This is a genomic window from Providencia sp. TYF-12, from assembly GCF_041344805.1.
Taxonomy (GTDB): domain Bacteria; phylum Pseudomonadota; class Gammaproteobacteria; order Enterobacterales; family Enterobacteriaceae; genus Providencia; species Providencia huashanensis.
This window is the reverse complement of sequence record NZ_CP166833.1, coordinates 1,282,318-1,305,362: the sequence shown is the minus strand read 5'-3', so window position 1 is coordinate 1,305,362 and position 23,045 is coordinate 1,282,318. Positions and strand designations below refer to the sequence as shown.

Annotated in this window: 15 protein-coding genes; 7 read left to right on the top strand and 8 right to left on the bottom strand. The window is 41.3% G+C overall.

Annotated features, from left to right (window positions below):
• Positions 1-37: 37 nt before the first annotated feature.
• Both pyrG and mazG read right to left on the bottom strand, forming a co-directional pair.
• A complete protein-coding gene (gene pyrG / locus ABE954_RS05745; protein WP_042848176.1) occupies positions 38-1,675 on the bottom strand; it encodes a glutamine hydrolyzing CTP synthase in 1,638 nt (545 codons plus the stop codon).
• 474 nt (positions 1,676-2,149) lie between these two features.
• Positions 2,150-2,944, bottom strand: a complete 795-nt coding sequence (mazG, locus tag ABE954_RS05740) for a nucleoside triphosphate pyrophosphohydrolase (protein WP_129466331.1) — start codon at positions 2,942-2,944, stop codon at positions 2,150-2,152.
• 363 nt (positions 2,945-3,307) lie between these two features.
• Here mazG and ABE954_RS05735 point away from each other — a divergent pair, with 363 nt between their 5' ends.
• Complete coding sequence (locus ABE954_RS05735; RefSeq protein ID WP_129466332.1) at positions 3,308-3,952, top strand: hypothetical protein; 645 nt, start codon at positions 3,308-3,310, stop codon at positions 3,950-3,952.
• A 44-nt stretch (positions 3,953-3,996) separates the two neighbouring features.
• Here ABE954_RS05735 and relA read toward each other — a convergent pair whose 3' ends face one another.
• The 3 genes from relA to dgt all read right to left on the bottom strand — a co-directional run bounded on the left by relA (position 3,997) and on the right by dgt (position 9,276).
• The gene (relA, locus tag ABE954_RS05730; RefSeq protein ID WP_042848182.1) at positions 3,997-6,228 is read right to left on the bottom strand and encodes a GTP diphosphokinase; all 2,232 of its coding nucleotides are present in this window, start codon (positions 6,226-6,228) and stop codon (positions 3,997-3,999) included.
• 16 nt (positions 6,229-6,244) lie between these two features.
• Complete coding sequence (gene rlmD / locus ABE954_RS05725; RefSeq protein ID WP_210815353.1) at positions 6,245-7,576, bottom strand: 23S rRNA (uracil(1939)-C(5))-methyltransferase RlmD; 1,332 nt, start codon at positions 7,574-7,576, stop codon at positions 6,245-6,247.
• Between the two features lie 173 nt (positions 7,577-7,749).
• Positions 7,750-9,276 carry a dGTPase gene (gene dgt / locus ABE954_RS05720; RefSeq protein WP_042848185.1) on the bottom strand — a complete coding sequence of 509 codons (1,527 nt, stop codon included), beginning with the start codon at positions 9,274-9,276 and terminating at the stop codon, positions 7,750-7,752.
• Between the two features lie 244 nt (positions 9,277-9,520).
• Here dgt and mtnN point away from each other — a divergent pair, with 244 nt between their 5' ends.
• Both mtnN and btuF read left to right on the top strand, forming a co-directional pair.
• On the top strand, positions 9,521-10,213 hold the full coding sequence (gene mtnN / locus ABE954_RS05715) for a 5'-methylthioadenosine/S-adenosylhomocysteine nucleosidase (protein ID WP_048608086.1): 693 nt from the start codon (positions 9,521-9,523) through the stop codon (positions 10,211-10,213).
• A 71-nt stretch (positions 10,214-10,284) separates the two neighbouring features.
• On the top strand, positions 10,285-11,115 hold the full coding sequence (btuF, locus tag ABE954_RS05710; RefSeq protein WP_131680967.1) for a vitamin B12 ABC transporter substrate-binding protein BtuF: 831 nt from the start codon (positions 10,285-10,287) through the stop codon (positions 11,113-11,115).
• A gap of 483 nt (positions 11,116-11,598) precedes the next feature.
• On the opposite strand, the gene erpA is transcribed toward btuF, so the two are convergent.
• On the bottom strand, positions 11,599-11,943 hold the full coding sequence (gene erpA / locus ABE954_RS05705) for an iron-sulfur cluster insertion protein ErpA (RefSeq protein WP_042848258.1): 345 nt from the start codon (positions 11,941-11,943) through the stop codon (positions 11,599-11,601).
• Between the two features lie 212 nt (positions 11,944-12,155).
• On the opposite strand from erpA, the gene hemL reads away from it, so the two are divergent.
• The gene (gene hemL / locus ABE954_RS05700) at positions 12,156-13,445 is read left to right on the top strand and encodes a glutamate-1-semialdehyde 2,1-aminomutase (RefSeq protein ID WP_042848260.1); all 1,290 of its coding nucleotides are present in this window, start codon (positions 12,156-12,158) and stop codon (positions 13,443-13,445) included.
• Between the two features lie 855 nt (positions 13,446-14,300).
• On the opposite strand, the gene mrcB is transcribed toward hemL, so the two are convergent.
• On the bottom strand, positions 14,301-16,823 hold the full coding sequence (gene mrcB, locus ABE954_RS05695; RefSeq protein WP_048608088.1) for a bifunctional glycosyl transferase/transpeptidase: 2,523 nt from the start codon (positions 16,821-16,823) through the stop codon (positions 14,301-14,303).
• Positions 16,824-17,011: 188 nt separating this feature from the next.
• Positions 17,012-19,492, bottom strand: a complete 2,481-nt coding sequence (gene hrpB, locus ABE954_RS05690) for an ATP-dependent helicase HrpB (RefSeq protein WP_166696570.1) — start codon at positions 19,490-19,492, stop codon at positions 17,012-17,014.
• 95 nt (positions 19,493-19,587) lie between these two features.
• Between hrpB and sfsA the strand changes: the two genes are divergently transcribed.
• The 3 genes from sfsA (at position 19,588) to pcnB (ending at position 23,035) form a co-directional block, all read left to right on the top strand.
• Positions 19,588-20,298, top strand: a complete 711-nt coding sequence (sfsA, locus tag ABE954_RS05685) for a DNA/RNA nuclease SfsA (RefSeq protein WP_042848192.1) — start codon at positions 19,588-19,590, stop codon at positions 20,296-20,298.
• A 195-nt stretch (positions 20,299-20,493) separates the two neighbouring features.
• The gene (gene dksA / locus ABE954_RS05680; RefSeq protein ID WP_042848193.1) at positions 20,494-20,949 is read left to right on the top strand and encodes an RNA polymerase-binding protein DksA; all 456 of its coding nucleotides are present in this window, start codon (positions 20,494-20,496) and stop codon (positions 20,947-20,949) included.
• 742 nt (positions 20,950-21,691) lie between these two features.
• Positions 21,692-23,035, top strand: coding sequence for a polynucleotide adenylyltransferase PcnB (gene pcnB, locus ABE954_RS05675; RefSeq protein ID WP_206074972.1), 1,344 nt, complete (start codon positions 21,692-21,694; stop codon positions 23,033-23,035).
• Positions 23,036-23,045: the final 10 nt, after the last annotated feature.

The window sequence follows — 23,045 nt, the reverse complement described above, 5'->3', positions numbered from 1 at the left end:
CGGGAAGCTGGCACACCTGCACCGACTTCCCCATATCTTATTTCAACTCACCTTTCTGGTACTTACCAGCGGCTTTAACAAAACCTGCAAACAATGGGTGACCATCTCTTGGAGTAGAAGTAAATTCAGGATGGAACTGACATGCCACAAACCATGGATGATTTGGGTTTTCAATAATTTCCACCAATTTGTTATCTACTGAACGACCTGCAATTTTCAAGCCTGCATTTTCAATGCGTTTCAACAGTAAATTATTTACTTCGTAACGATGGCGGTGGCGTTCAATAATGGTTTCTGAACCATACATATCACGCACTAAGCTACCATTCACTAAGTGACATGGCTGACCGCCTACTCGCATGGTACCCCCAAGGTCACTCTCCTCAGAGCGAACTTCAAGGTTACCCTCTTCGTCACGCCATTCTGTAATCAACGCAACAACTGGGTATTTACAATCTGCTTTAAATTCTGTTGAGTTTGCATCTTCCATATTGGCAACGTTACGAGCAAATTCAATCAACGCAACTTGCATTCCCAAACAAATACCTAAATAAGGGATGTTATTTTCACGTGCATATTTTGCCGTCAGAATTTTCCCTTCAATGCCACGTTCACCAAAACCACCTGGAACTAAAATAGCATCCAAGCCTTTTAGTAATTCAACACCACGAGTTTCAATATCTTGTGAATCAATTAATTTAATGTTCACTGTTAAACGGTTTTTCAAACCACCGTGTTTTAGTGCTTCAATAACTGACTTATATGCATCTGGTAACTCAACATATTTACCTACCATCCCAATAGTGACTTCACCTGCAGGATTAGCTTCTTCGTAAATAACTTGTTCCCATTCAGATAAATTCGCTTCTGGGCATTCGATACGGAAACGGTTACAAATATATTCATCCAAACCTTGTGATTTTAACAATGCTGGGATTTTATAAATAGAATCAACGTCTTTTAAGGAAATAACCGCTTTTTCTGGTACATTACAGAATAACGCAATTTTTGCACGCTCATTCGCAGGGATAACACGGTCTGAACGACAAATTAATACGTCAGGCTGAATTCCAATTGATAGTAACTCTTTCACAGAATGCTGCGTTGGCTTAGTTTTCACTTCACCCGCTGCTGCAAGGTATGGCACTAAAGTTAAGTGTAAGTATAAAGTACGCTCACGACCTACTTCTGCCGCCATTTGACGAATAGCTTCTAAGAATGGCAATGATTCAATATCACCAACAGTACCACCAATCTCGACAAGAACGACATCATGGCCTTCGCCACCACGGATAATTCGGTCTTTGATTTCATTAGTGATATGCGGGATAACTTGAATTGTCGCACCTAAGTAATCACCACGGCGCTCTTTGCGCAGAACTTCGGAATAAACACGCCCAGTCGTAAAGTTATTGCGACGTGTCATTTTGGTACGGATAAAACGCTCATAATGACCTAAATCTAAGTCAGTTTCAGCGCCGTCTTCTGTAACGAAAACTTCCCCGTGTTGGGTAGGGCTCATTGTACCTGGATCTACGTTGATGTAGGGGTCCAGTTTCATAATCGTCACATTGAGTCCACGGGCTTCGAGTATAGCCGCCAAAGAGGCTGCGGCAATGCCTTTACCCAGAGAGGATACGACCCCGCCGGTCACAAAAATATAATTAGTTTTCATGCTGAACCTGAAAGTTTAGGTTTAAAAGATGATGGATATAACAGGACGGGAAAACAGTATACCCGAACCTTAATTTCGCTACAAATGTTCTAAGCATAATAAGGCTAAATTTCATCAATACTCTATTATTATCAGCAAGTTAAAAACGAAAATTATTTATCGCTTTAAAAGTAGTCATCTATGTCTGTTTTTATAGATTAACACAGTTTAAAGGCAAAAGCTAAATCCTTTCAGCTGATTATATGGCGTAAAAAATGCGATTCTGCACTAACTTTGATTTTGAATAACTATTTACTCTGCTTATCGCTATTTAGCCCTCAAAAGTTTCAGTTCTTTCATTATTTTTGAAGCTTTGTTTGTCATTATAAAAATCTAAGTCATGCGACTTTAGCTGTATCAAGCAATCACTCTACATCATTCATAATACCGCTAGGGATAACCAACAATGCTGTGATGCAAAATATAATGTCTCTTTTATTCTTGGCGCTTAACCTGCTGCCAAAGTGCTTCCATCTCCTCAAGTGTAGCACTTTCTGTAGATTTACCACTTTCAGCTAAACATTTTTCAATTTGACGAAAACGAGATTCAAATTTGTTGCATGCTTTTTGTAGCGCTATTTCAGGTTTATGCCCCAAATGGCGAGATAAATTTACTGTGGCAAATAATAAATCACCAATTTCTTCTTCAAGGCGCGTTTCATCGACAACAACCTGAGTTGCTTCCTCCATAACCTCTTCTAATTCTTCATGAACTTTACCAACTACAGGACCCAGTGTATCCCAATCGAAACCCACTGATGCACATCGTTTTTGAATTTTATACGCTTTCATCAGCGCGGGTAATGAGCTTGGAATATCATCCAGCACAGAAAACTGGGATTTCTCAGCTCTCTCTTTCGATTTACGTTTTTCCCACCCGTCAATCACCTCTGTACTGCTCAGCGTATTATCAGCATCAAAGATATGGGGATGGCGGTGCTCAAGCTTATCACTCACGGCTTGGCAGACATCATTAAAATCAAACAATGACTTTTCATTCGCCATTTGTGCATAGAAAACCACCTGAAATAATAAGTCCCCTAATTCACTTTTTAAGTCAGCAAAATCTTCACGCTCTATTGCATCTAACACTTCATAAGTTTCTTCAAGTGTGTATGGTGCGATAGTTTTAAACGTCTGTACTTTATCCCATGGACAACCGCTTTGAGGGTCGCGTAGCTGTGCCATAATAGACAATAAGCGTTCTATCTGAGGATTGGCCTGACTCATTTTTATTCCCTTTTTTCTTTGATTTTGTACGCGTTGGCTTTTTATCACTGACTGATTACAAGATAGAACCAACTGAAACGATTTTTACAATGGCAGTTTTATATTTTAATTAATGCAAATTGCATGTAGACGACAAACAAAAATAGTCTGATAGGCATACACCAATGCGTAATGCAGTTACCTGAATGCCCGTTCCATGCAACTTGAAGTATGACGAGTATAATATGGGAATTCAATAAGCTATCTCCCCTTCATCAACTATCAATGACGATAAAAAAACAAATTCGACATTTTTACCTTCATTTATGAAAAATACTGCCCAAAAAATAAGTATGGTAAGAAAAACATTAAAGAGCTAATAGCATGTTTAATAAAATTACGTATCCAGTCAGTGAATTAAACACAACGGATATCACACCAAAAAATCGCCTTAAATCTTTGTTTTCAAAAAAAGTAAAATTAATTAGCAACTCTTCAATCAACCTTCATCCGAAAGGAGTTGGTAAAGGGTATGAAACTTGCAAAGCCTTTAGCCTTGAGAAAAGTACTCGATCAGATATCTACTTTAAAATCGGTTATATCAGTGATTTTAAAGGAATGAAGGAAGAGGCTCTAACCATACACGGAACTCCTAATGGACAAGTTTCAATGTATTCGAATAATACGGCCAATAGAAAATACTTAACGGTAAAAGAGGCGATATCTCATATAAAATCAGTTCACAATGTTGACCTTACGGTTTCCCAAAAACCACTGCATGTCCTATCATGCTTTGGTGTTACTAATGGTGTCTATCAATCATTTGCGAATGAATTAAACAGAGAAGTCATAGGATATGGGGATGGAGGTGTGCTAAGAGGTAATGATACCTCTGAATATTTATCTAATCCCAATGTTGACCCTCTACTTTCGGTCATTGACCACAATACACCACAAGAAAAAACGATGATCGCGAGTGTTCATAAGTATTACCCTGCTCACGCAAAAAATAGTATTTGGCTAAAGTAAAATACCGCAGCCAACAACGCTGCGGCTCAATATCTGACGACAACCTATGATGAATGGCGTTTTGCTTCTATCACATCAGGTAACTGATTTAATTTTGCGAGTACCCTGCTTAGTACCTCAATGTTATAAAGCTCAATTGTCATATCTATTGTCGCTAGTTGCTGTTTAACATCACTACGACTACTGACACCAAGGACATTAACTTTTTCGTTCGCTAAAATTGTCGTAATATCGCGTAATAACCCACTACGATCGTTTGCGACTACCCTGACGACTAAAGAATAACCACTTGAATAGTTTTCCCCCCATACGGCATCAATAACACGCTCAGGGGCATGGCTTTGCAATTCAGCCAACTGTTCACAATCCGCACTGTGAATGGAAATCCCTCGCCCTTTGGTAATAAAACCGACAATTTCATCACCCGGGATTGGCTGGCAACAACGCGCAATATGGTGCATCAGGTTACCCACCCCTTCGACGACCACACGACCACTTCCATGAGATGGTGCCCTTGGAACTGAAGACTTACTTTCCAGCGTCTTCATCGCTGCACGGTCTTCTTCTTCTGCTGTCGCCTTATTAAACTTACTTTGTAGGAAGTTAACTAATTGGTTGATACGAATATCACCACCACCAATACCCGCTAAAACTTCATCTAATGAATGAACGTTATACCGCGCTATCAACAGCTTTTCTGCTTCTCTAAGACTAATATCGAGGTGAGATAACTCGCTATCCAATATTTGGCGACCCGCAAGGATATTTTTGTCTCTATCTTGCTTACGGAACCAGTTTTGTATTTTCGCTCGTCCACGGCTAGTGGTAACATAGCCAAGGTTAGGGTTTAACCAGTCACGACTAGGATTTGGATGCTTTTGCGTAATAATTTCAATTTGATCCCCCATTTGTAGTTGGTAACTAAATGGCACGATGCGACCACCAATCTTAGCCCCTATACAACGGTGACCCACATCACTGTGGATATGATATGCAAAATCAAGTGGCGTCGAACCCGTTGGCAAATCAACGACATCACCTTTAGGTGTAAAGACATAGACTCGGTCATCAAATACTTGGCTACGCACCTCATCCAGCATTTCACCAGAATCGGCCATTTCTTCTTGCCATGCAATTAACTTACGCAGCCATGCAATGCGGTTTTCATAGCTACTGCCCTTGCCAACACCCGTTGCGCCTTCTTTATACTTCCAGTGCGCTGCAACCCCTAACTCTGCATCTTCATGCATTTGACGAGTTCGTATTTGAATTTCAAGGGTTTTACCATTTGGCCCAAGTACCACCGTATGAATCGATTGATAACCATTTGGTTTTGGATTCGCCACATAATCGTCAAACTCATCCGGCAAATGACGAAAGTGGGTGTGTACAATCCCTAGAGCAGCATAACAATCTTGCAAGCGTTCGACGACAATACGCACTGCACGCACATCGAACAGTTCATCAAACGCTAAAGATTTTTTCTTCATTTTGCGCCAGATACTGTAAATATGCTTAGGGCGACCGTAGATATCAGCTTGAATACTCTCTTTTAACATATACTTTCGTAATGTCCCTACGAAGTTATCAATGTATTCTTCACGATCGATACGGCGCTCATGGAGTAATTTAGCAATTTTTTTATACTCATCAGGGTGTAAATAACGGAAACAAAAATCTTCTAGTTCCCATTTTAGCTGCCCTATCCCCAAACGATTTGCTAAAGGCGCATAGATATTTGAACATTCTTTAGCGGCTAATACGCGCTCATCTTCTGTTGCATCTTTTACCTCACGTAAATGTGCGATGCGTTCAGCTAATTTTATGACAACACAGCGGAAATCCTCTACCATCGACAGTAACATACGACGGATATTATCCACTTGTATCGAGCTTGTTTCACTCGACTGCGTGGCTTTGAGCTGGCGAATTGCGTCCATTTCCAACACGCCCTTAACAAGTTCGTTAATAGAATTACCAAACTCATCAATCACATCTTGCTCTTTTAGCTCCCCTTCTTCGACTAAAGGGAAAAGCAAAGCTGCTTGTAAGCTACCGATATCCATACTCAATGTAGAGAGTATCTCGGTCATTTCAATGCCGCGCCATAGCAATAAAGGCGCTTTTTCTTGTCCAGCTAATTTGTCATGACAGTATTGCCAGGTATGGATGAGCTTTTCTTCTGATTGCTTATTGCCCAAACCTAAACCATTAACCCAATTTTCTGGGGCAAACTCACCTGCTGGGGTAAGATGTGCACTTCTTACTGCAACCATATATTCTCCCTACCGATTAAACCTCTGGGCGACGGATAAATAATGCCATTGATTCTAAATGGCTAGTGTGCGGAAACATATCCAACATCCGCAAATGTAATAATTGATAACCCCCACCAAGTAAAACCTTGCTGTCCCTAGCTAATGTTGTGGGGTTACATGAAACATAGACAATTTTTTCTGGCATCAGTTTAATTAAATGTTCCATTACACCAGCAGCTCCGGCCCTTGCAGGGTCTAATAACACTTTATTAAACCCTTGAGCTGCCCATGGCTGTGTATGAATTTGTGCTTCTAAGTTCTCATTATAGAATGCTACATTATAAATAGTATTGAGCTGAGCGTTGTTTCGTGCTTGTTCGACTAAATTTTCAACACCTTCAACCCCAACGACAGATTTCGCTAGCCGAGCAATAGGCAGTGTAAAATTACCCATTCCACAAAACAGGTCTAATACCCTGTCTTCACTGTTGATATCCAACCATGCTAACGCCTGCTCGACCATTTGTTGGTTAACTTGCGCATTAACTTGAATAAAGTTTGACGGATTAAATCTCAACCTTTCCCCTGCGACTTGATATTCAGGTAATGGGGAAGTCTCAGTCAGCGTATGTAAGTTTTCATCATTACCTGCTAACCAGATAGACACTCCGTGCTGATTTTCAAAATCAATGAGTTTTTGTTTATCTGAAGATAGCAAAGGAGCCAAATGCCGGATCAATACAACTTTGCAGTTATCCGCATAAATTAATTCAACATGCCCCAGTTTCGCGGCAATACTGAGTTGGTTGAGACATTGTGAAAGCGGCTCAAGCAATATGTCTAGATCGGGTGATAAAACAGGACAATGTTTTATATCAACCAAAGTATTCGATTGAGTTTTTCGAAAGCCCATGACTAACCGATGGCTTTTAGAATGGTATTGCAAACCCAAGCGTGCTCGTCGACGGTAGCCATATGACTCACCGCTGATAACCGGGGTTGCTGGTTTATCTACCCCCGTTTCGCGTAACATTACATACTGTAAAGCAAGGGCTTTACTCTCCCTTTGTAGTTCAATATCAACATGCTGTTGTTGGCAACCACCGCATTGTTCAAAGTAACCGCAGCGTGGCTTAACCCTTTGTGGATTGGTACTCAACCGCCTAATAACCTTCGCTTTTGCAAAATGACGTTTATCTTCTGTTAATTCAATCTGAGCTTCTTCATTAGGCAATAAACCTGCCACAAAAATCGTTTTGCCATCGACACGAGCGACACCTTGCCCAGCAGCATCAAGGCTTTCAGCAATAACCGTTATTTGACGGCGTGAAGTAGTACGGCGGTTCGGAGAGTAAAATTGAGCCATAAGTAGTCACTACGGAGTATTAAGTTATAAAAATAATGATTGCCGTTTTTCCCGTTTCAACACGTTGCTTTTTCCGCCTATTAATAAGGAAAAACCTGTCCCCTTAGTATACCTGTTTTTCCTATCATTTTATTGAATACTTTGCGAATTTATTACATAACATCAATATAATGTTAGTTGCTGACCATAAATTTTCTATATTCTTCATAGGCATAGTGATCTGTCATCCCACTAATATAGTCTTGTATTAAACGTGCCCGGTAATAAAACTCGAGGATTGAGCGGTCAGACTCATTGGTCGCAGAAATTTTTTCAAGCGCTTCAGTATAAGATAAGCGGTGCTTATTAGATAACTTATGGAATAAACGAGTTTCAATAAAAAAATGCTTATGATAGTTTTTGTCCACTAGTTCCGCAAAATCTGTTCTGCTCATCATTAATAATGGGCTATAGAAATCGAGTAACCCACTAATAATGCGATACCCTTGAAGTTCTAGTTCCTCAACTTCATGGTGGTTAAAAACATGCTTAAATGCCACTGTTTTTAATACTTTCAATAACCTATGCTCAGGGCTTTTATCTTCCAGTAATGCGCTATTAAAATTACCATGGTAAATTTCAGGTAAGTTTTTTATAAACTGTTGAGCACTGTAATGGCATAACTTACTCGTAATATTGACGCGTAAGTACATAAAAAACTGATCTTGTTGAATGCGCCTTGTGTGATTATCACTAATATTGTTATAAGCACGCATAATGGTTTGGTCAAACAAATCGTTTGGTTCAATAGGACCCCATTCTGCCTTTAAATAATCGATTAATTTTTCGACGGTAAAAATACCTTTTTCAGCAGCGTCATCCAGATCAGCAATGCAATATGAAATATCATCAGCCGCTTCCATAATATAAGAGAGAGGGAAGCGACAATATTTCTCCATATCGAGTTTTTTTGTCAATTCACTGACAAAATCTGATTCAGACCAATAATAACCCGGTTTTTTCATTAAATAGTCAAATTCTGCAGGGATCGGAGCTAAATCATAAGCCCCGCGAGTATATTTCAAAATTGAACCAATCTGTGCGTAGGTCAAATTTAATTTGAGCAACCGATGAGCCATACGCAACCCTTGAGCATTGCCTTCAAATGAACACAAATCGTGCTTCAATTGACGACGAAAAAGGTCTTGCTTTTCATTACCTGTCAATTGTAAGGCGTGTATTTGGCATGGATCAGGAGAGTCTGGTGTATAAAGATAGCCGGGAGCCAATAATTTACTGAACCAACGCTGTATTGCAGCTTCACCAAAATGACCAAAAGGTGGGTTGCCGATATCATGCATTAAGCAAGCCATTTCAACGAGGCTTTCAAAGGCGTCACACCTTTCATCTAACCCATAGGTTTCTAATAACTTTCTCTTTTTTAATTCACCCAAAACGGTTTTACTAATGTAACGCCCCACTTGCTGAACCTCTAGTGAGTGAGTCAATCGGCTACGTACAGCAGAATTTTGTTCTAACGGAAAAACTTGTGTTTTTTGTTGTAAGCGACGAATGGCAGCAGAATTAATGATACGCCCCCGATCACTTTCAAATAAGCGATTAACGGCGTCTTCATCTTTTTCCGAAACTTTTTGATTCTTTGCGCTACTCGTATAATTACGCTGAAAGCTTAGCTTTTTAAGAAAGTTAATCTCCCCCATTCTTTCCTCTCCCTTATCTAAATTTATTAGTCATTATATAACCAAAGTGCAGGAAAAATACTTCACGCCTCAACTTTCAATGCTACACTTCGTACAGCTTTGTAATTTCATTGCTTAAACATGAGATATTGCAATATTAGTTGCGATAGCGCTCGAAGATCAAAGCAATAACACAACAAAATTCTATTTTCCCTAAATAATGTGTTGTAAACACTAAGTAGGGGAATATGGTGAAGGAGACAAAATGAAAGTTGGGGTCATTGGTGCAATGGAGCAAGAAGTTGCTATTTTGCGCTCACAAATTGAAAATTGCCAAACGATCAGCCGCGCAGGCTGTGAAATTTATACCGGAAAAATTAATGGTGTTGACGTTGCTTTATTAAAATCAGGTATTGGTAAAGTTGCGGCTGCAATCGGTACAACATTATTACTAGAACATTGCCAACCTGATGTAGTTATCAACACTGGGTCCGCAGGTGGGTTAGATCCTCGTTTAAATGTTGGTGATATTGTTGTCTCTACTGAAGTTCGTTATCACGATGCCGACGTCACCGCGTTTGGCTATGAGCCAGGCCAAATGGCACAATGCCCACCAGCTTTTGTCGCGGATAGCAACCTGATAAACGTTGCGGAACAGTGCATTAATTTATTGGATATGAATGCAGTACGTGGTTTAGTCTGTAGTGGTGATGCTTTTATTAATGGAGCAGAACCATTAGCTCGTATCAAAGCCATGTTCCCTCAAGTTGCTGCAGTTGAGATGGAAGCGACTGCGATAGGGCAAGTTTGCCACCAGTTTGGCGTACCATTTGTTGTCGTTCGCGCCATTTCTGATGTAGCCGATAAAGAGTCTCATACCAGTTTTGATGAGTTTTTACCTATTGCTGCTCGCCAATCTTCACTGATGATCAACGCGATTTTAACAAAACTCGCTTAATTTTCTCCTATGAAAAAGCATAACTAACATTCCGTTATGCTTTTTCATTGCAGCTAAGATAAATGATAGTCATGAAAAGAATTCCTCATTTTTATTCCTTCACTGTTACCTTGTTATGTACCTTGTTGGTTACTTTTTCTGCTCTAGCTACCCCCAAACAACGGGTTATTAGTTTATCACCAGCAAACACCGAACTCGCCTACGCGGCTGGATTAGGTGATAATTTAGTTGCAGTTAGTGCTTACTCCGACTATCCAGAACAAGCAAAAAAAATAGAACAAGTTGCTGATTGGCAAGGGCTAAATGTGGAGCGTATTATCGCACTTAAACCGGATTTAATTCTTGCATGGCGAGGAGGAAACCCACAGCGCCCTCTCGAACAACTCGCATCTTTTGGTATTCCTATTATTTATTTCGACCCGCAAAGCATCGATGAAGTGATTAATTCAGTTACTGAATTAGCACAATACAGTCCTAACCCCAAAATTGCACAACACAATATTGAAATGATGCGGGCAACCTTAGCCTCTTATCAAAATAAAAAAGCCTTAATCAACAAACCAAAACGTGTGTTTATTCAATTAGGTATCCAGCCTTTATTTAGTACTGGTAATCAGACATTGCAAAATGATGTTGTGGAATTTTGTGGTGGTGAAAATATTTTTGCTAATAGTACAGTGCAATGGCCGCAAGTCAGCCGTGAGCAAGTACTTACCCGCAAACCAGATGTGATTATCATGACAGGTTCAGCAGAACAGGAAAAAGCAGTGAAAGAATTTTGGCATCCCCAACTCAATGTCCCTGTTATTCGGTTAAACGAAGATTGGTTTCATCGAGCAGGCCCAAGGATTGTGAATGCAACCGAACAACTGTGCGAACAGCTAAACTCACTATCTAATTGATAATTAGTAACTAAAATCCGAGAATTATAGGTTATAGGTTATAGGTTATAGGTTACAGGTTACAGGTTACAGGTTACAGGTTACAGGTTACAGGTTACAGGTTACAGGTTACAGGTTACAGATTACAGATTACAGATTACAGATTACAGAAATTTTCTAAATAGTTCGAGTTGTGGCAAGGCGGCAAATGAAGATACCTAGGGGAGCACACACAAGTATGTGACCCGAGTAGCTGAATGAAGCCAACACCGCCACAGCTCGAAATATGACGAAAATTTGGCAAGGCGGCAAATGAAGATATCTCGGGGAGCATACACAAGTATGTGACCCGAGTAGCTGAATGAAGCCAACACCGCCACAGCTCGAAATATGACGAAAATTTGGCAAGGCGGCAAATGAAGATACCTCGGGGAGCACACTCAAGTATGTGACCCGAGTAGCTGAATGAGGTCAACACCGCCACAGCTCGAAATATAACGAAAATTAGACGCTAAAGGACGACCCACACCCACAAGTAGACTTAGCATTCGGGTTCGTCACAATAAAGCGCGAGCCTTCTAAACCTTCAGTATAGTCAACACTTCCGCCAACTAAATATTGTAAGCTCATTGGGTCAACCACAAGAGCAACACCTTGCTTCTCAATGGTCATATCACCTTCATTGATTTGGTCATCAAATGTGAAACCATACTGGAAACCACTGCATCCGCCACCGGTAATATAAACACGTAAACGCAGATTTGGGTTATCCTCGTCAGAAACTAGATCTTTAACTTTTATTGCTGCCGCATCAGTAAATTGTAAGGGCAGAGCTGAATCATCACTCATTTTTAGCTCCAAACCGGTAACCGGTAAATTCATGGGAAGCAAAAGCCGCCCCAGATCAATTAATCTAATTATCCGCCACTTGACTAAATCGTTCAAGTGTTGTTACACAATTAGACACATTGTGCATATCTTAGGATCAACATTTGGTTTAATTGAGACAGTGCTTTAGAATGGAGGCAAATTTCTATTTAGCCTCTTTTTGGAGCCCTGCCATGTCGCAATCTGAAAAACTTTATGCACTAGCAAAAGAACAAATTCCTGGTGGTGTAAACTCACCAGTTCGTGCCTTTAATGGTGTTGGCGGAACCCCTTTGTTTATAGAAAAGGCTGACGGTTCATATATTTATGACGTCGATGGCAAAGCCTATGTGGATTACGTTGGCTCATGGGGGCCGATGGTCTTAGGGCATAATCACCCAGTTATTCGTGATGCAGTAATTAAAGCTGTGCATAAAGGTTTAAGTTTTGGAGCGCCAACCGCAGCGGAAGTTGAAATGGCTGAACTCGTCTGTGAACTAGTGCCCTCTATGGATATGGTACGTATGGTGAATTCAGGAACAGAAGCTACCATGAGCGCTATCCGCCTTGCTCGGGGCTACACTGGACGTGATAAAATTATCAAATTTGAAGGTTGTTACCACGGCCATGCAGACTGCTTATTAGTAAAAGCAGGGTCAGGGGCACTCACTATGGGGGAGCCGAATTCTCCAGGAGTCCCTGAAGATTTTGTTAAACACACCTTAACCTGTACTTATAACGATCTTGCCTCAGTTCGCCAAGCATTTGAAAACTACCCTGAAGATATTGCTTGTGTGATTGTTGAACCTGTTGCTGGCAATATGAACTGCGTCCCTCCTACAGCTGAGTTTTTACCGGGTTTACGTGAGCTTTGTGATGAATTCAATGCTGTATTAATCATTGATGAAGTCATGACAGGCTTTCGCGTAGCTCTGGGCGGCGCACAAGACTATTACGATGTTCAACCTGACTTAACTTGTTTAGGTAAAATTATCGGTGGCGGTATGCCTGTTGGCGCGTTTGGTGGCCGACTTGAGATCATGGAAAAACTCGCGCCAATTGGTCCTGTTTACCAAGCTGGTACATTATCGGGTAACCCTGTCGCGATGGCAGCGGGTCTCGCTTGCTTAAAAGAAGTCGCTCAGCCAGGTGTCCACTCACGTTTAAATGAGCTAACAGAAAAATTAGCCCGTGGTTTAAAACGCGTATCCCAAGAACAAGGTATCCCGATGGTAATCAACCATGTGGGCGGTATGTTTGGGGTTTTCTTTACTGATGCACCGACTGTAACTTGCTACCAAGACGTGATGAAGTGCGATGTAGAACGGTTTAAGAAATTCTTCCATTATATGTTAGAGCAAGGCATTTACCTTGCACCTTCGGCTTTTGAAGCTGGTTTTATGTCTATCGCTCACAGTGATGAAGACATTGAAAAAACGATCAAAGCCGCCGAAACTGCACTGATGAAAATTAAAAACAATTAATTTACACTAACATTATAGAGGTGAAGCTATCTCCACTTTCACCTCTATTCTTCTTATAGTTAACGATAGATAACTATATCCTCACGCAATAACTCAAACTGTACTTAGTAATTCTCTAAATAATTCAGCCTGTAGCTAGATGGTTAGTGAGCTAGAACTTAAGGTATACAACCGTGTGGGGCTAAATCTAGTGAATACAGCCAACAACGCTAAAAAGTGAAACGTTACGCGGCAATTCTCTAAATAATTCAGCCTGTAGCTAGGCGGTAAGTGAGCTAGAACTTAAGGTATACAACTGTGTGGGGCTAAATCTAGTGAATACAGCCAACAACGCTAAAAAGTGAAACGTTACGCGGTAATTCTCTCAATAATTCAGCCCGTCGCTAGATGATTAGTGAGCTAGAACTTAAGGTATACAACCGTGTGGGGCTAAATCTAGTGAATACAGCCAACAACGCTAAAAAGTGAAACGTTACGCGGCAATTCTCTAAATAATTCAGCCTGTAGCTAGGCGGTAAGTGAGCTAGAACTTAAGGTATACAACCGTGTGGGGCTAAATCTAGTGAATACAGCCAACAACGCTAAAAAGTGAAACGTTACGCGGCAATTCTCTAAATAATTCAGCCCGTCGCTAGATGATTAGTGAGCTAGAACTTAAGGTATACAACTGTGTGGGGCTAAATCTAGTGAATACAGTCAACAACGCTAAAAAGTGAAACTTTACGCGGCAATTCTCTAAATAATTCAGCCTGTAGCTAGGCGGTAAGTGAGCTAGAACCTAGTCACATACAATAGTATGTGACTAGGTCTAGCGAGTGCAACCAACAACGCTACAGGTTGAAGTATGACGAGAATTTAGGGATTATTGCCAAACATATCCTTAACCCAATCCGGTGCATCATTTTGTGGCTCATCGTTATTGCCATTTAGGTTCCAAACTGGGTCTTGGTTTTCTGATGCTTGGCATAAAGCATCGGGGTTATCCGTCCAGATTGGTAGCATTCTACCCCCACCAAAATTTGAACAGCTTAATTGCCCATCGGCAGTCACTTGCATATCTACAACCCCTTCTGGGGCACGATTGATTAATGCCAAAGGTGTTTGATTATCAAGGTAACGTTGATATACCTTCAGTGCTCCTGTTGCGCCTGTTAATTGCGTAGGGCCATTGTTATCACGACCTACCCATACAATCGCGACTTCCTTACCGTCAATGCCGGCATACCAGCTATCGCGCAAATCGTTAGTTGTCCCTGTTTTACCTGCTAAGTTATATTTGCCATATTTAGACAATAATACACGGCCAGTCCCTTGCTTAACCACTTGTTGCATACCGTATAACGCTAAGTAGGCAGCTTGTGAAGGTACAGCACGCTCTGCAGATGGATAGCTTTGATAAATCTCTTTACCATCACCATCAATCACTGAACGCAGCGCAGATAATTTAGCGCGATTACCGCCGCCGCCAATGGTTTGATAAACTTGTGCGACTTCAGCTGGCGTCAAATTTACCGCCCCTAGTAGCATCGCAGGCACTTTTTCCATTGCTGCAGCTGGCGCTCCTAGACGTACAAAGGTATTAAATACCTGATCTAGACCAACTTCCAACCCTAAGTTTACTGTTGGGATATTCTGTGAGCGAGCAAGTGCATCGACTAACATCATACGGCCATTAAAATTACGGCTATAATTCCTTGGGCTCCAATTTTGATTACCCACCTTAACAGTGAGTGGTTCATCTTTTAACCATGTATTTAAACGATAGCGATCAGGCTCACTCAGTGCAGCAAGGTAAACAGGAGGTTTCGCTAACGAACCAATACTACGGCGTGCATTCAATGCTCGATTGAAGCCAGAAAACTGAGGTTGAGAGCCACCAACCATGGCACGAACTTCACCATTAATACGGTCAACGACCACCATTGCGCCTTCGATATCGTCTAACTTACGAGCCTTACGTAAATCAGCGACTCCATTTTCCACCGCATTTTCCGCAGCCGTTTGAGCGACAGGGTCTAAGGTTGTAAAGATTTTTGCACCGGATAACTCTTTAACTTGATCACCCAGTTTTTGATTTAACTCTAAACGTACCATTTGCATAAAGGCAGGCTGAGAAGCCACCAACCCTTCTTTATTTTTCACGCCAAGAGGCCTTGCACTGAGCACTTGGTACATTTCTTGGTCGATTACGCCGCGTGTTTCCAAGATTTTCAACACAATGTTACGGCGTTTAATTGCATTTTGTGGCTTAGTCCATGGGTTATAAGTTGATGCCCCTTGTACCATACCCACTAACAGTGCCTGCTGGTCAAAACTTAACTCATTAATTGGACGACCGAAATAATACAAACTTGCTAGCGGGAAGCCACGAATTTCATCATTACCATTTTGGCCTAAGAACACTTCGTTTAGATACAGCTCTAAAATACGTTCTTTGCTGTAGTTATAATCCAGCAAAATAGCCATGTAAGCTTCATTGGCTTTACGTTTTAATGTGCGTTCATTAGTTAAAAATAAGTTTTTTACTAACTGCTGCGTCAGGGTACTGCCCCCCTGAACCGAACGCCCAGCCGTTAAGTTGGCAACAACAGCACGGCCAATAGAGTATAAACTGACCCCATCGTGCTCATAGAAGTTGCGATCTTCGGTTTCCAGTAAAATTTTGACCAACGATTCGGGGAAATCAGACAATGGCAATACTAAACGTTGTTCATTATTCGCCGATTGCATCATCGTGATCAGTTTAGGGTCTAATCGGAAAAAGCCAAATGAACGGCCATTTTCCATATTTTCAATTTTACTTAACCCATTATTTTCAAACACCATACGCGCTAATATTTGCCCTTCTTTTTGGTCAGGGAAATTAAAAGGACGGCGTAAAATTTCAATGCTATTACCGCGAACCACAAATTCGCCGGAGGTGGTGATTTTACTCACTTTTCGGTATTGCATACCTTCGAGCAGGCGAACCATTTCAGCTTGGCTATAGTCCATTCCCGGTTCAAGGTTAACCATCCTGCCATATACTGCCGCAGGTAAATCCCACACCTTACCATCGAGACGTTCTTTAATTTGTTGATTTAAATAAAAACCGTATGCTGCTAATAAAACAGCAAACACAATCATTAGTTTGACTAACAGCCAGAACCAACGCCATTTGCTTTTCACTTTACGTGGTTTGTTATTTTTCGAGCCTTTTTTAGCCATTTGCTCTTCTTCGTCTTCATCATCGAGATATTGTTGGTCAATATCATCATTTTCGAATAAATCTTCATCGTCATAATCATCGCGGTCTCTGCGACGGCGGGATGAAGATTGTTTTTTCCCAGCAGATTTTTTGTTGCGTCTGCCTATTGGTTCAAAATCTTTACCTGACATGGTCGCTCCATATCACCTTACAAAATAACTTAACAACATAATCATTCACTATTTGAATAGCTTAGTGGTTAATTTTGGCTCATAACCTTAGAGATTTCACCAAAGAAAGCTCTTAATTACATTTCCTTACTCACATTAAGCAGGGATAAGCCATTTTTATGAACCTGCTATTAGAGCATAAAAATAGTTTATTTCGCACCCATCATCGCTTTTTTTGTTTGCCGCGTTGGTGCTGTATTTGCTGGGTCATCGGGCCATAAATGTTTTGGGTAGCGGCCTTTCATTTCTTTTTGTATTTCTTTGTAGCTTCCATGCCAAAATGCGCCGAGATCTTGTGTAATTTGTAATGGGCGCATCGCAGGGGAAAGCAAACAAACCGTTAACGTGATTTTCCCTTGCGCAACAGTTGGATTCGTTTTCTCACCATACATTTCTTGCATACGAATTTCTATGACAGGCGGCTTATCCAATGCATAGTGAATACTCACATCATGTGAAGAAGGTGCGCGGTAAGTTGTAGGGAACATGTTCGCTAGCCACTGCTGTTGTTGCCAATCTAACCGGTTTATTAGCAATTCTGCTAAATTAATTTGCTGCAACTTTTGTTTATTGGTTACCTCAATAAGATAAGGCTCAAGCCATTCATCTAATGTTGATAACAATGTACTTTCATCAAAGGATGGTAATTCAAACTCAGGGAAATATTGCTGTGCTAACGTACAACGAATACACAGTTGCAACGCATCCTCTTGCCAATTCAATTGTTGCAGCCCATTTTGTTTTAGCCAATAAACCAACGCTTTACTGATATCAGCTTTATCTGGGTTACTCATGCGTTCTGATTTCACCACTAACTGGCCGCACTGCAAGCGCTTCCATGCTAGCAATGTCCCTTTTTGCTCATCCCATTCAACGGTTTCTTGCTCATTAAATAGTTCAGTACAATCTTTTTGCAATTCTTGTATATCAATGGGGTACGCAAGTGCCACTCGTGCATCTGCGCTATTTTCTGGTTGCCACAACAATGGCACGATTAACCAAGAAGTTCCCAATAGCCTATCCGTTTCGTGTAGCGATGCTCCAAGCCCACTGGATAACTGATAACGCAATTGATTGTCCCTCGTTTTTGCTATTTGGTCGGGAAAACCGGCTGCTAATAATGTTGGTAACCACTTACTTATCAGTGCGGTTTGCTGCCCTATACTCGCGTTAACTTTTCGCCCACTTAAAATGGTCGCACGCCGGCACCAGCTTTCGCTTGGCCGGTCTAAGTAATAACGTAAGTCGCACTCACCACCTCTTGGCGGCTCTTCAATAATAGCCACTAATAATGCGGCTAATTGCAAAACTGACTCATCTTTAGCGACTTGTGCTTTATACAATATCGCGGCAGTACGTACTGAGCTACCTAGTTCTGCCATCTTCTGTCCCATGATAGACAGTTTCCCTTGTGCATCAATCGCGCCAAGTTTAGCAAGTAGATTTTTTGCCGCCCCAATCGCGGGGGCTGGGGGTAAGGTGAGCCATGATAATTGTGTCACATCATGGCAGCCCCACTGTAGTAAAGAAAGCCATAGCCCACTGAGGTCACTTTGGTTGATTTGTGCTTCACTAAATTGAGCCGCACGCTCCGCTTGCTCTTCACTAAATAGATGCCAACATACCCCAGCTTCTAAGCGCCCCGCTCGTCCAGCTCGCTGTGTCATTGATGCTTGGCTAATGCGTTGCTTAACTAATTTTGTTATCCCTGAACGAGGGTTAAACTGCCCTACTCGCTCCAGGCCGCTATCCATCACTAAGCGAATACCTTCTATAGTTAAGCTGGTCTCCGCAATATTAGTCGCTAGCACAACTTTACGTTTCCCTTCGGGAGCTATTTGGATTGCTTGCTGCTGTGCTTTAAGAGATAAAGCTCCATATAAAGGACACAAAAGTATGTCCTCACTCACTATCGAAGCTAATTCAGCTCTTACTTTTTCTATTTCCCCCACGCCCGGGAGAAATAATAATAGTGACCCTTTCTCTTGCTGCAAAAACAGCCATGCTGCTGCCGCGACTTCTTTATGAAATAATTTATTAGGATTTATGGGATGATATTCACGAATAACGGGGAAACTGCGTCCTTGTGAAGTGATCACTGGAGCATTAGGGAACAACTGGGAGAGCCCTTGGTTATCAAGGGTAGCAGACATCAATAACACCCGCAGGTCATCCCGTAGAGCTTGTTGTGAATCAAGTAATAATGCAAGGCCAAGGTCTGCTTGTAAGTTGCGTTCATGAAATTCATCTAAAATCACCAACCCAACCCCTTCAAGCATAGGGTCATTTTGTAATAGCCGTGTTAAGACGCCTTCCGTTACGATTTCTAACTGAGTATCACGACTAACTTTAGTTTCTGAACGCATACGTAAACCAATGGTATGGCCAATTTCTTCCCCAAGTTGCTCCGCTAAACGCGCGGCAACTGCTCTAGCCGCAAGACGCCTAGGTTCCAACATAATAATCCGCCCATTAACCACCCCGCTTTTTAAGATTTCTAATGGCAAAACGGTGGATTTACCGGCTCCCGTCGGTGCATGTAATAGCACTTGAGGGGATGATTTTAATGCGGTAATTAGTGATTCTCTGACGTCTAATATGGGGAACACTTTGGTTATCACTCCATGCATTTAACTTTTACTATCAGACATTGTAGCATTAGCCACTTTCAATCATATTAAAATCAGTGTATTGACAACTCACCTCGTATGACAGCGGAGAATATATGGAGTTTAATCCTTGTTTAAAATCGGCCACGCTAATTAAGCGCTATAAACGCTTTTTGGCTGATGTCACCCTGCCTAATGGTGAAGAAATCACTATTCATTGTGCTAACACCGGCGCAATGACTGGCTGTGCGACACCGGGTGATACTATTTGGTATTCCACATCTGATAACCCAAAACGTAAATATCCCTACAGCTGGGAACTTACCCAAACAGCTAATGGCGATTTTATTTGTATTAATACGCTGCGTGCGAACCAATTAGTTGCTCAAGCTTTAGCCGAAAAACACATTCCAGAATTATCCGAGTACAGCGTAATAAAGCCAGAAATGAAATATGGTTCAGAAAATAGCCGAATTGACTTTTTTCTCTCAAACAGTGAATTACCAGATTGCTTTATTGAAGTTAAATCAGTAACTTTACTTGAAAATGGCCACGGTTTTTTCCCTGATGCCGTCACGCTAAGAGGGCAAAAACATTTACGCGAGCTATCACAGATTGCTAAAGAAGGAAAAAGAGCCATACTATTGTTTGTTGCTTTACACACAGGTATTCACGTAGCATCTGCGGCTGCACATATTGATAAAAAATATGCGCAGTTATTAGAGGAGGCACGGCAAAGTGGTGTTGAAGTACTTTGTTATCAAGCTGATATAACTGTTCAACAAATGGCGTTAGGGAAGCAGATTCGCTTTAACTCTATTAAATAAAGTTTTTTTAACCAATTTTTATACGAGGCCGCTGAGTTCTGGGCGCTAGAAAGGGAATAAACACGCTCGCCCTCACAGCATTACAAAACTCATTGCAGGAACGATTGCCAAGAGAGCTCTCTTCTGCTATTTATAGCGACCTTAATTTTTCCCCTTTGGGGTTTTTGTAAAATTTGCGTGTGTAGGAGAAGCATTATGCAAGAAGGGCAAAAACGTAAGACATCGTCCTTAAGCATTCTCGCCATTGCTGGGGTTGAACCCTATCATGAAAAAGCTGGCGAAGAGTACATGAACGAGGCCCAGTTGGCGCATTTTAAGCTCATTCTCGAAGCATGGCGCAATCAACTCAGAGATGAAGTGGACCGGACTGTTACTCATATGCAAGATGAGGCAGCTAACTTTCCAGACCCCGTTGATAGAGCCGCTCAGGAAGAGGAGTTCAGCCTTGAATTACGTAACCGGGATCGTGAGCGTAAACTGATCAAGAAAATAGAAAAAACCCTGAAAAAAGTTGAAGATGATGACTTTGGCTTTTGTGAATCATGTGGCGTAGAAATTGGTATCCGCCGTTTGGAAGCCCGTCCTACTGCTGATTTATGTATCGACTGTAAAACATTAGCTGAAATTCGCGAAAAGCAAATGGCAGGCTAATAGCTCAGATGGAGTCCTAAACGGCGCATATCACGTGCGCCGTTATAAGGTTTTGTCACCGTGAAAACTTGCTCTCCCAGCATTCTCCCCCCCGTTAGTCATGGTTTATATTGGTTACCCCCTGCATTTTTATGGTGTTTTTAAGCTATCTTGCTGTTTTATCTAAATTTAGTATTATCATTAATACTAAATAATACTCATCCATTACACCTAAAATTTTAGAGGGCTTAAAATTAGCCATTTTTTTGGCCAATGATTAAAAAAAACAAATAACCTAACGCCCTAAAATAGCTTAAAATAAGGCATTGCAGGTCATATCTTACGAAAGCAAAAATAAATTATGCTATTTTTTGAGTTAATTTTATTGGTAAAATTAATGATTAGACATGACTTTTATGCGTTTAACCATTCTCAAAGAAACTTCTGTGAGCTATGATTAGCCGCTTATTTTGTTTAATGAATATTGGTAATCACATCGAGGTGTACTATTTTTAACCGTGTAGCAAATTTCTGCCGTAATATTTTATCTCGCAATACAAATGCATCAGATGAAGATGCATCACAGCATCGTGACATTTTACGAGATACTCAGGCAGCCGGTAAAAGGCCAGTCACTCATTCTGCTGATGCGCAAACTGCATCAAAAGAACAGAACACTAAGCAAACTCATAAAACAGCGCCTATTAAAAAAACGGTTCGTCAATCTCAACGTGCCGACCCTACGCCTGAGAAACACACCATAATGACAACCGTTAACGACGAAAACATTACTGTTATTCCCCGTGCGGAGCACTCTATTTCCCGTAGTGATATTAGTGATAATGCTCTAAAAGTCCTCTATCGATTAAATAAAAGTGGCTTTGAAGCCTATTTAGTCGGCGGAGGGGTTCGCGATTTACTTTTAGGTCAAAAACCTAAAGACTTCGATATCACCACCAATGCAACACCGGAACAAATTCGTAAGCTATTTCGTAATTGTCGCCTAGTCGGCCGCCGATTCCGTTTGGCTCATATCATGTTCGGTCCTGAAATTATTGAGGTGGCAACGTTCCGGGGGAATCATGACCAAAATGCTTCAGAAGATAAAAACCTGTCTTCTCAAGCACAAAACGGCATGTTGCTGCGTGATAATATCTTCGGCTCTATTGAAGAAGATGCGATTCGTCGTGACTTCACAGTGAATAGTCTCTATTACAATATTGATGATTTCTCCGTACGTGACTACGTTAATGGGTTAAAAGACTTAAAGGATGGGGTTATTCGCTTAATTGGCGACCCTGAAACCCGTTACCGTGAAGACCCAGTTAGGATGCTAAGAGCGGTACGCTTCGCATGCAAACTCAATATGAGTATCGAGCCAAAAACCGCAGATCCTATTTATTCACTCGCTCATTTATTAAAAGAGATACCGTCGGCAAGGCTGTTTGAAGAATCACTTAAGTTGCTACAAGCTGGGCAAGGTTATACCACTTATATGATGCTCAAAAAATATGGTTTATTTGAGCAGCTATTCCCTGTTGTTGCCAGCCGTTTCACTGAAAACGGTGACTCACCAATGGAAAAAATCATTGAGCAAGTCCTGAAAAATACCGATTTCAGGCTTAAAAATGATAAACGCGTTAACCCTGCTTTTTTATTTGCGGTTATGTTATGGTACCCCGTAACCGAGCATGCTGAAAAGCTTACTCAGGAGGGCGGATTGGCTTATTATGATGCCTTTGCGCTGGCCATGAATGACATTTTAGACGAACAATGTCGGTCGATTGCAATACCGAAACGTATCACAACCACAATGCGTGATATTTGGTTATTACAACTTCGATTACCTCGTCGTCAAGGCCGCCGTGCAAATAAACTAATGGAGCACCCTAAATTCCGTGCTGCGTTTGATTTATTAGAACTAAGAGCCAATGTCGAAAACCGGAATGAACTACAAGAATTAACATTGTGGTGGGCGGATTTCCAACAAGCTAATAATAGCAAGCAGCGTGAGATGATTTCCGAATTAGGCAATATGCCAACGCGTCGGCGTCACCGCCCACAACGCTCATCAAACGCTGGGGCTCGCAAGCCTAATAAGTCATAGTAATACATAG

Bases quoted from the DNA above. Each gene is read 5' to 3' on its own strand.
- pyrG (WP_042848176.1), bottom strand. From the start codon at position 1,675: ATGAAAACTAATTATATTTTTGTGACCGGCGGGGTCGTATCCTCTCTG.
- mazG (WP_129466331.1), bottom strand. From the start codon at position 2,944: ATGAGTCAGGCCAATCCTCAGATAGAACGCTTATTGTCTATTATGGCA.
- ABE954_RS05735 (WP_129466332.1), top strand. From the start codon at position 3,308: ATGTTTAATAAAATTACGTATCCAGTCAGTGAATTAAACACAACGGAT.
- relA (WP_042848182.1), bottom strand. From the start codon at position 6,228: ATGGTTGCAGTAAGAAGTGCACATCTTACCCCAGCAGGTGAGTTTGCC.
- rlmD (WP_210815353.1), bottom strand. From the start codon at position 7,576: ATGGCTCAATTTTACTCTCCGAACCGCCGTACTACTTCACGCCGTCAA.
- dgt (WP_042848185.1), bottom strand. From the start codon at position 9,276: ATGGGGGAGATTAACTTTCTTAAAAAGCTAAGCTTTCAGCGTAATTAT.
- mtnN (WP_048608086.1), top strand. From the start codon at position 9,521: ATGAAAGTTGGGGTCATTGGTGCAATGGAGCAAGAAGTTGCTATTTTG.
- btuF (WP_131680967.1), top strand. From the start codon at position 10,285: ATGAAAAGAATTCCTCATTTTTATTCCTTCACTGTTACCTTGTTATGT.
- erpA (WP_042848258.1), bottom strand. From the start codon at position 11,943: ATGAGTGATGATTCAGCTCTGCCCTTACAATTTACTGATGCGGCAGCA.
- hemL (WP_042848260.1), top strand. From the start codon at position 12,156: ATGTCGCAATCTGAAAAACTTTATGCACTAGCAAAAGAACAAATTCCT.
- mrcB (WP_048608088.1), bottom strand. From the start codon at position 16,823: ATGTCAGGTAAAGATTTTGAACCAATAGGCAGACGCAACAAAAAATCT.
- hrpB (WP_166696570.1), bottom strand. From the start codon at position 19,492: ATGCATGGAGTGATAACCAAAGTGTTCCCCATATTAGACGTCAGAGAA.
- sfsA (WP_042848192.1), top strand. From the start codon at position 19,588: ATGGAGTTTAATCCTTGTTTAAAATCGGCCACGCTAATTAAGCGCTAT.
- dksA (WP_042848193.1), top strand. From the start codon at position 20,494: ATGCAAGAAGGGCAAAAACGTAAGACATCGTCCTTAAGCATTCTCGCC.
- pcnB (WP_206074972.1), top strand. From the start codon at position 21,692: ATGACAACCGTTAACGACGAAAACATTACTGTTATTCCCCGTGCGGAG.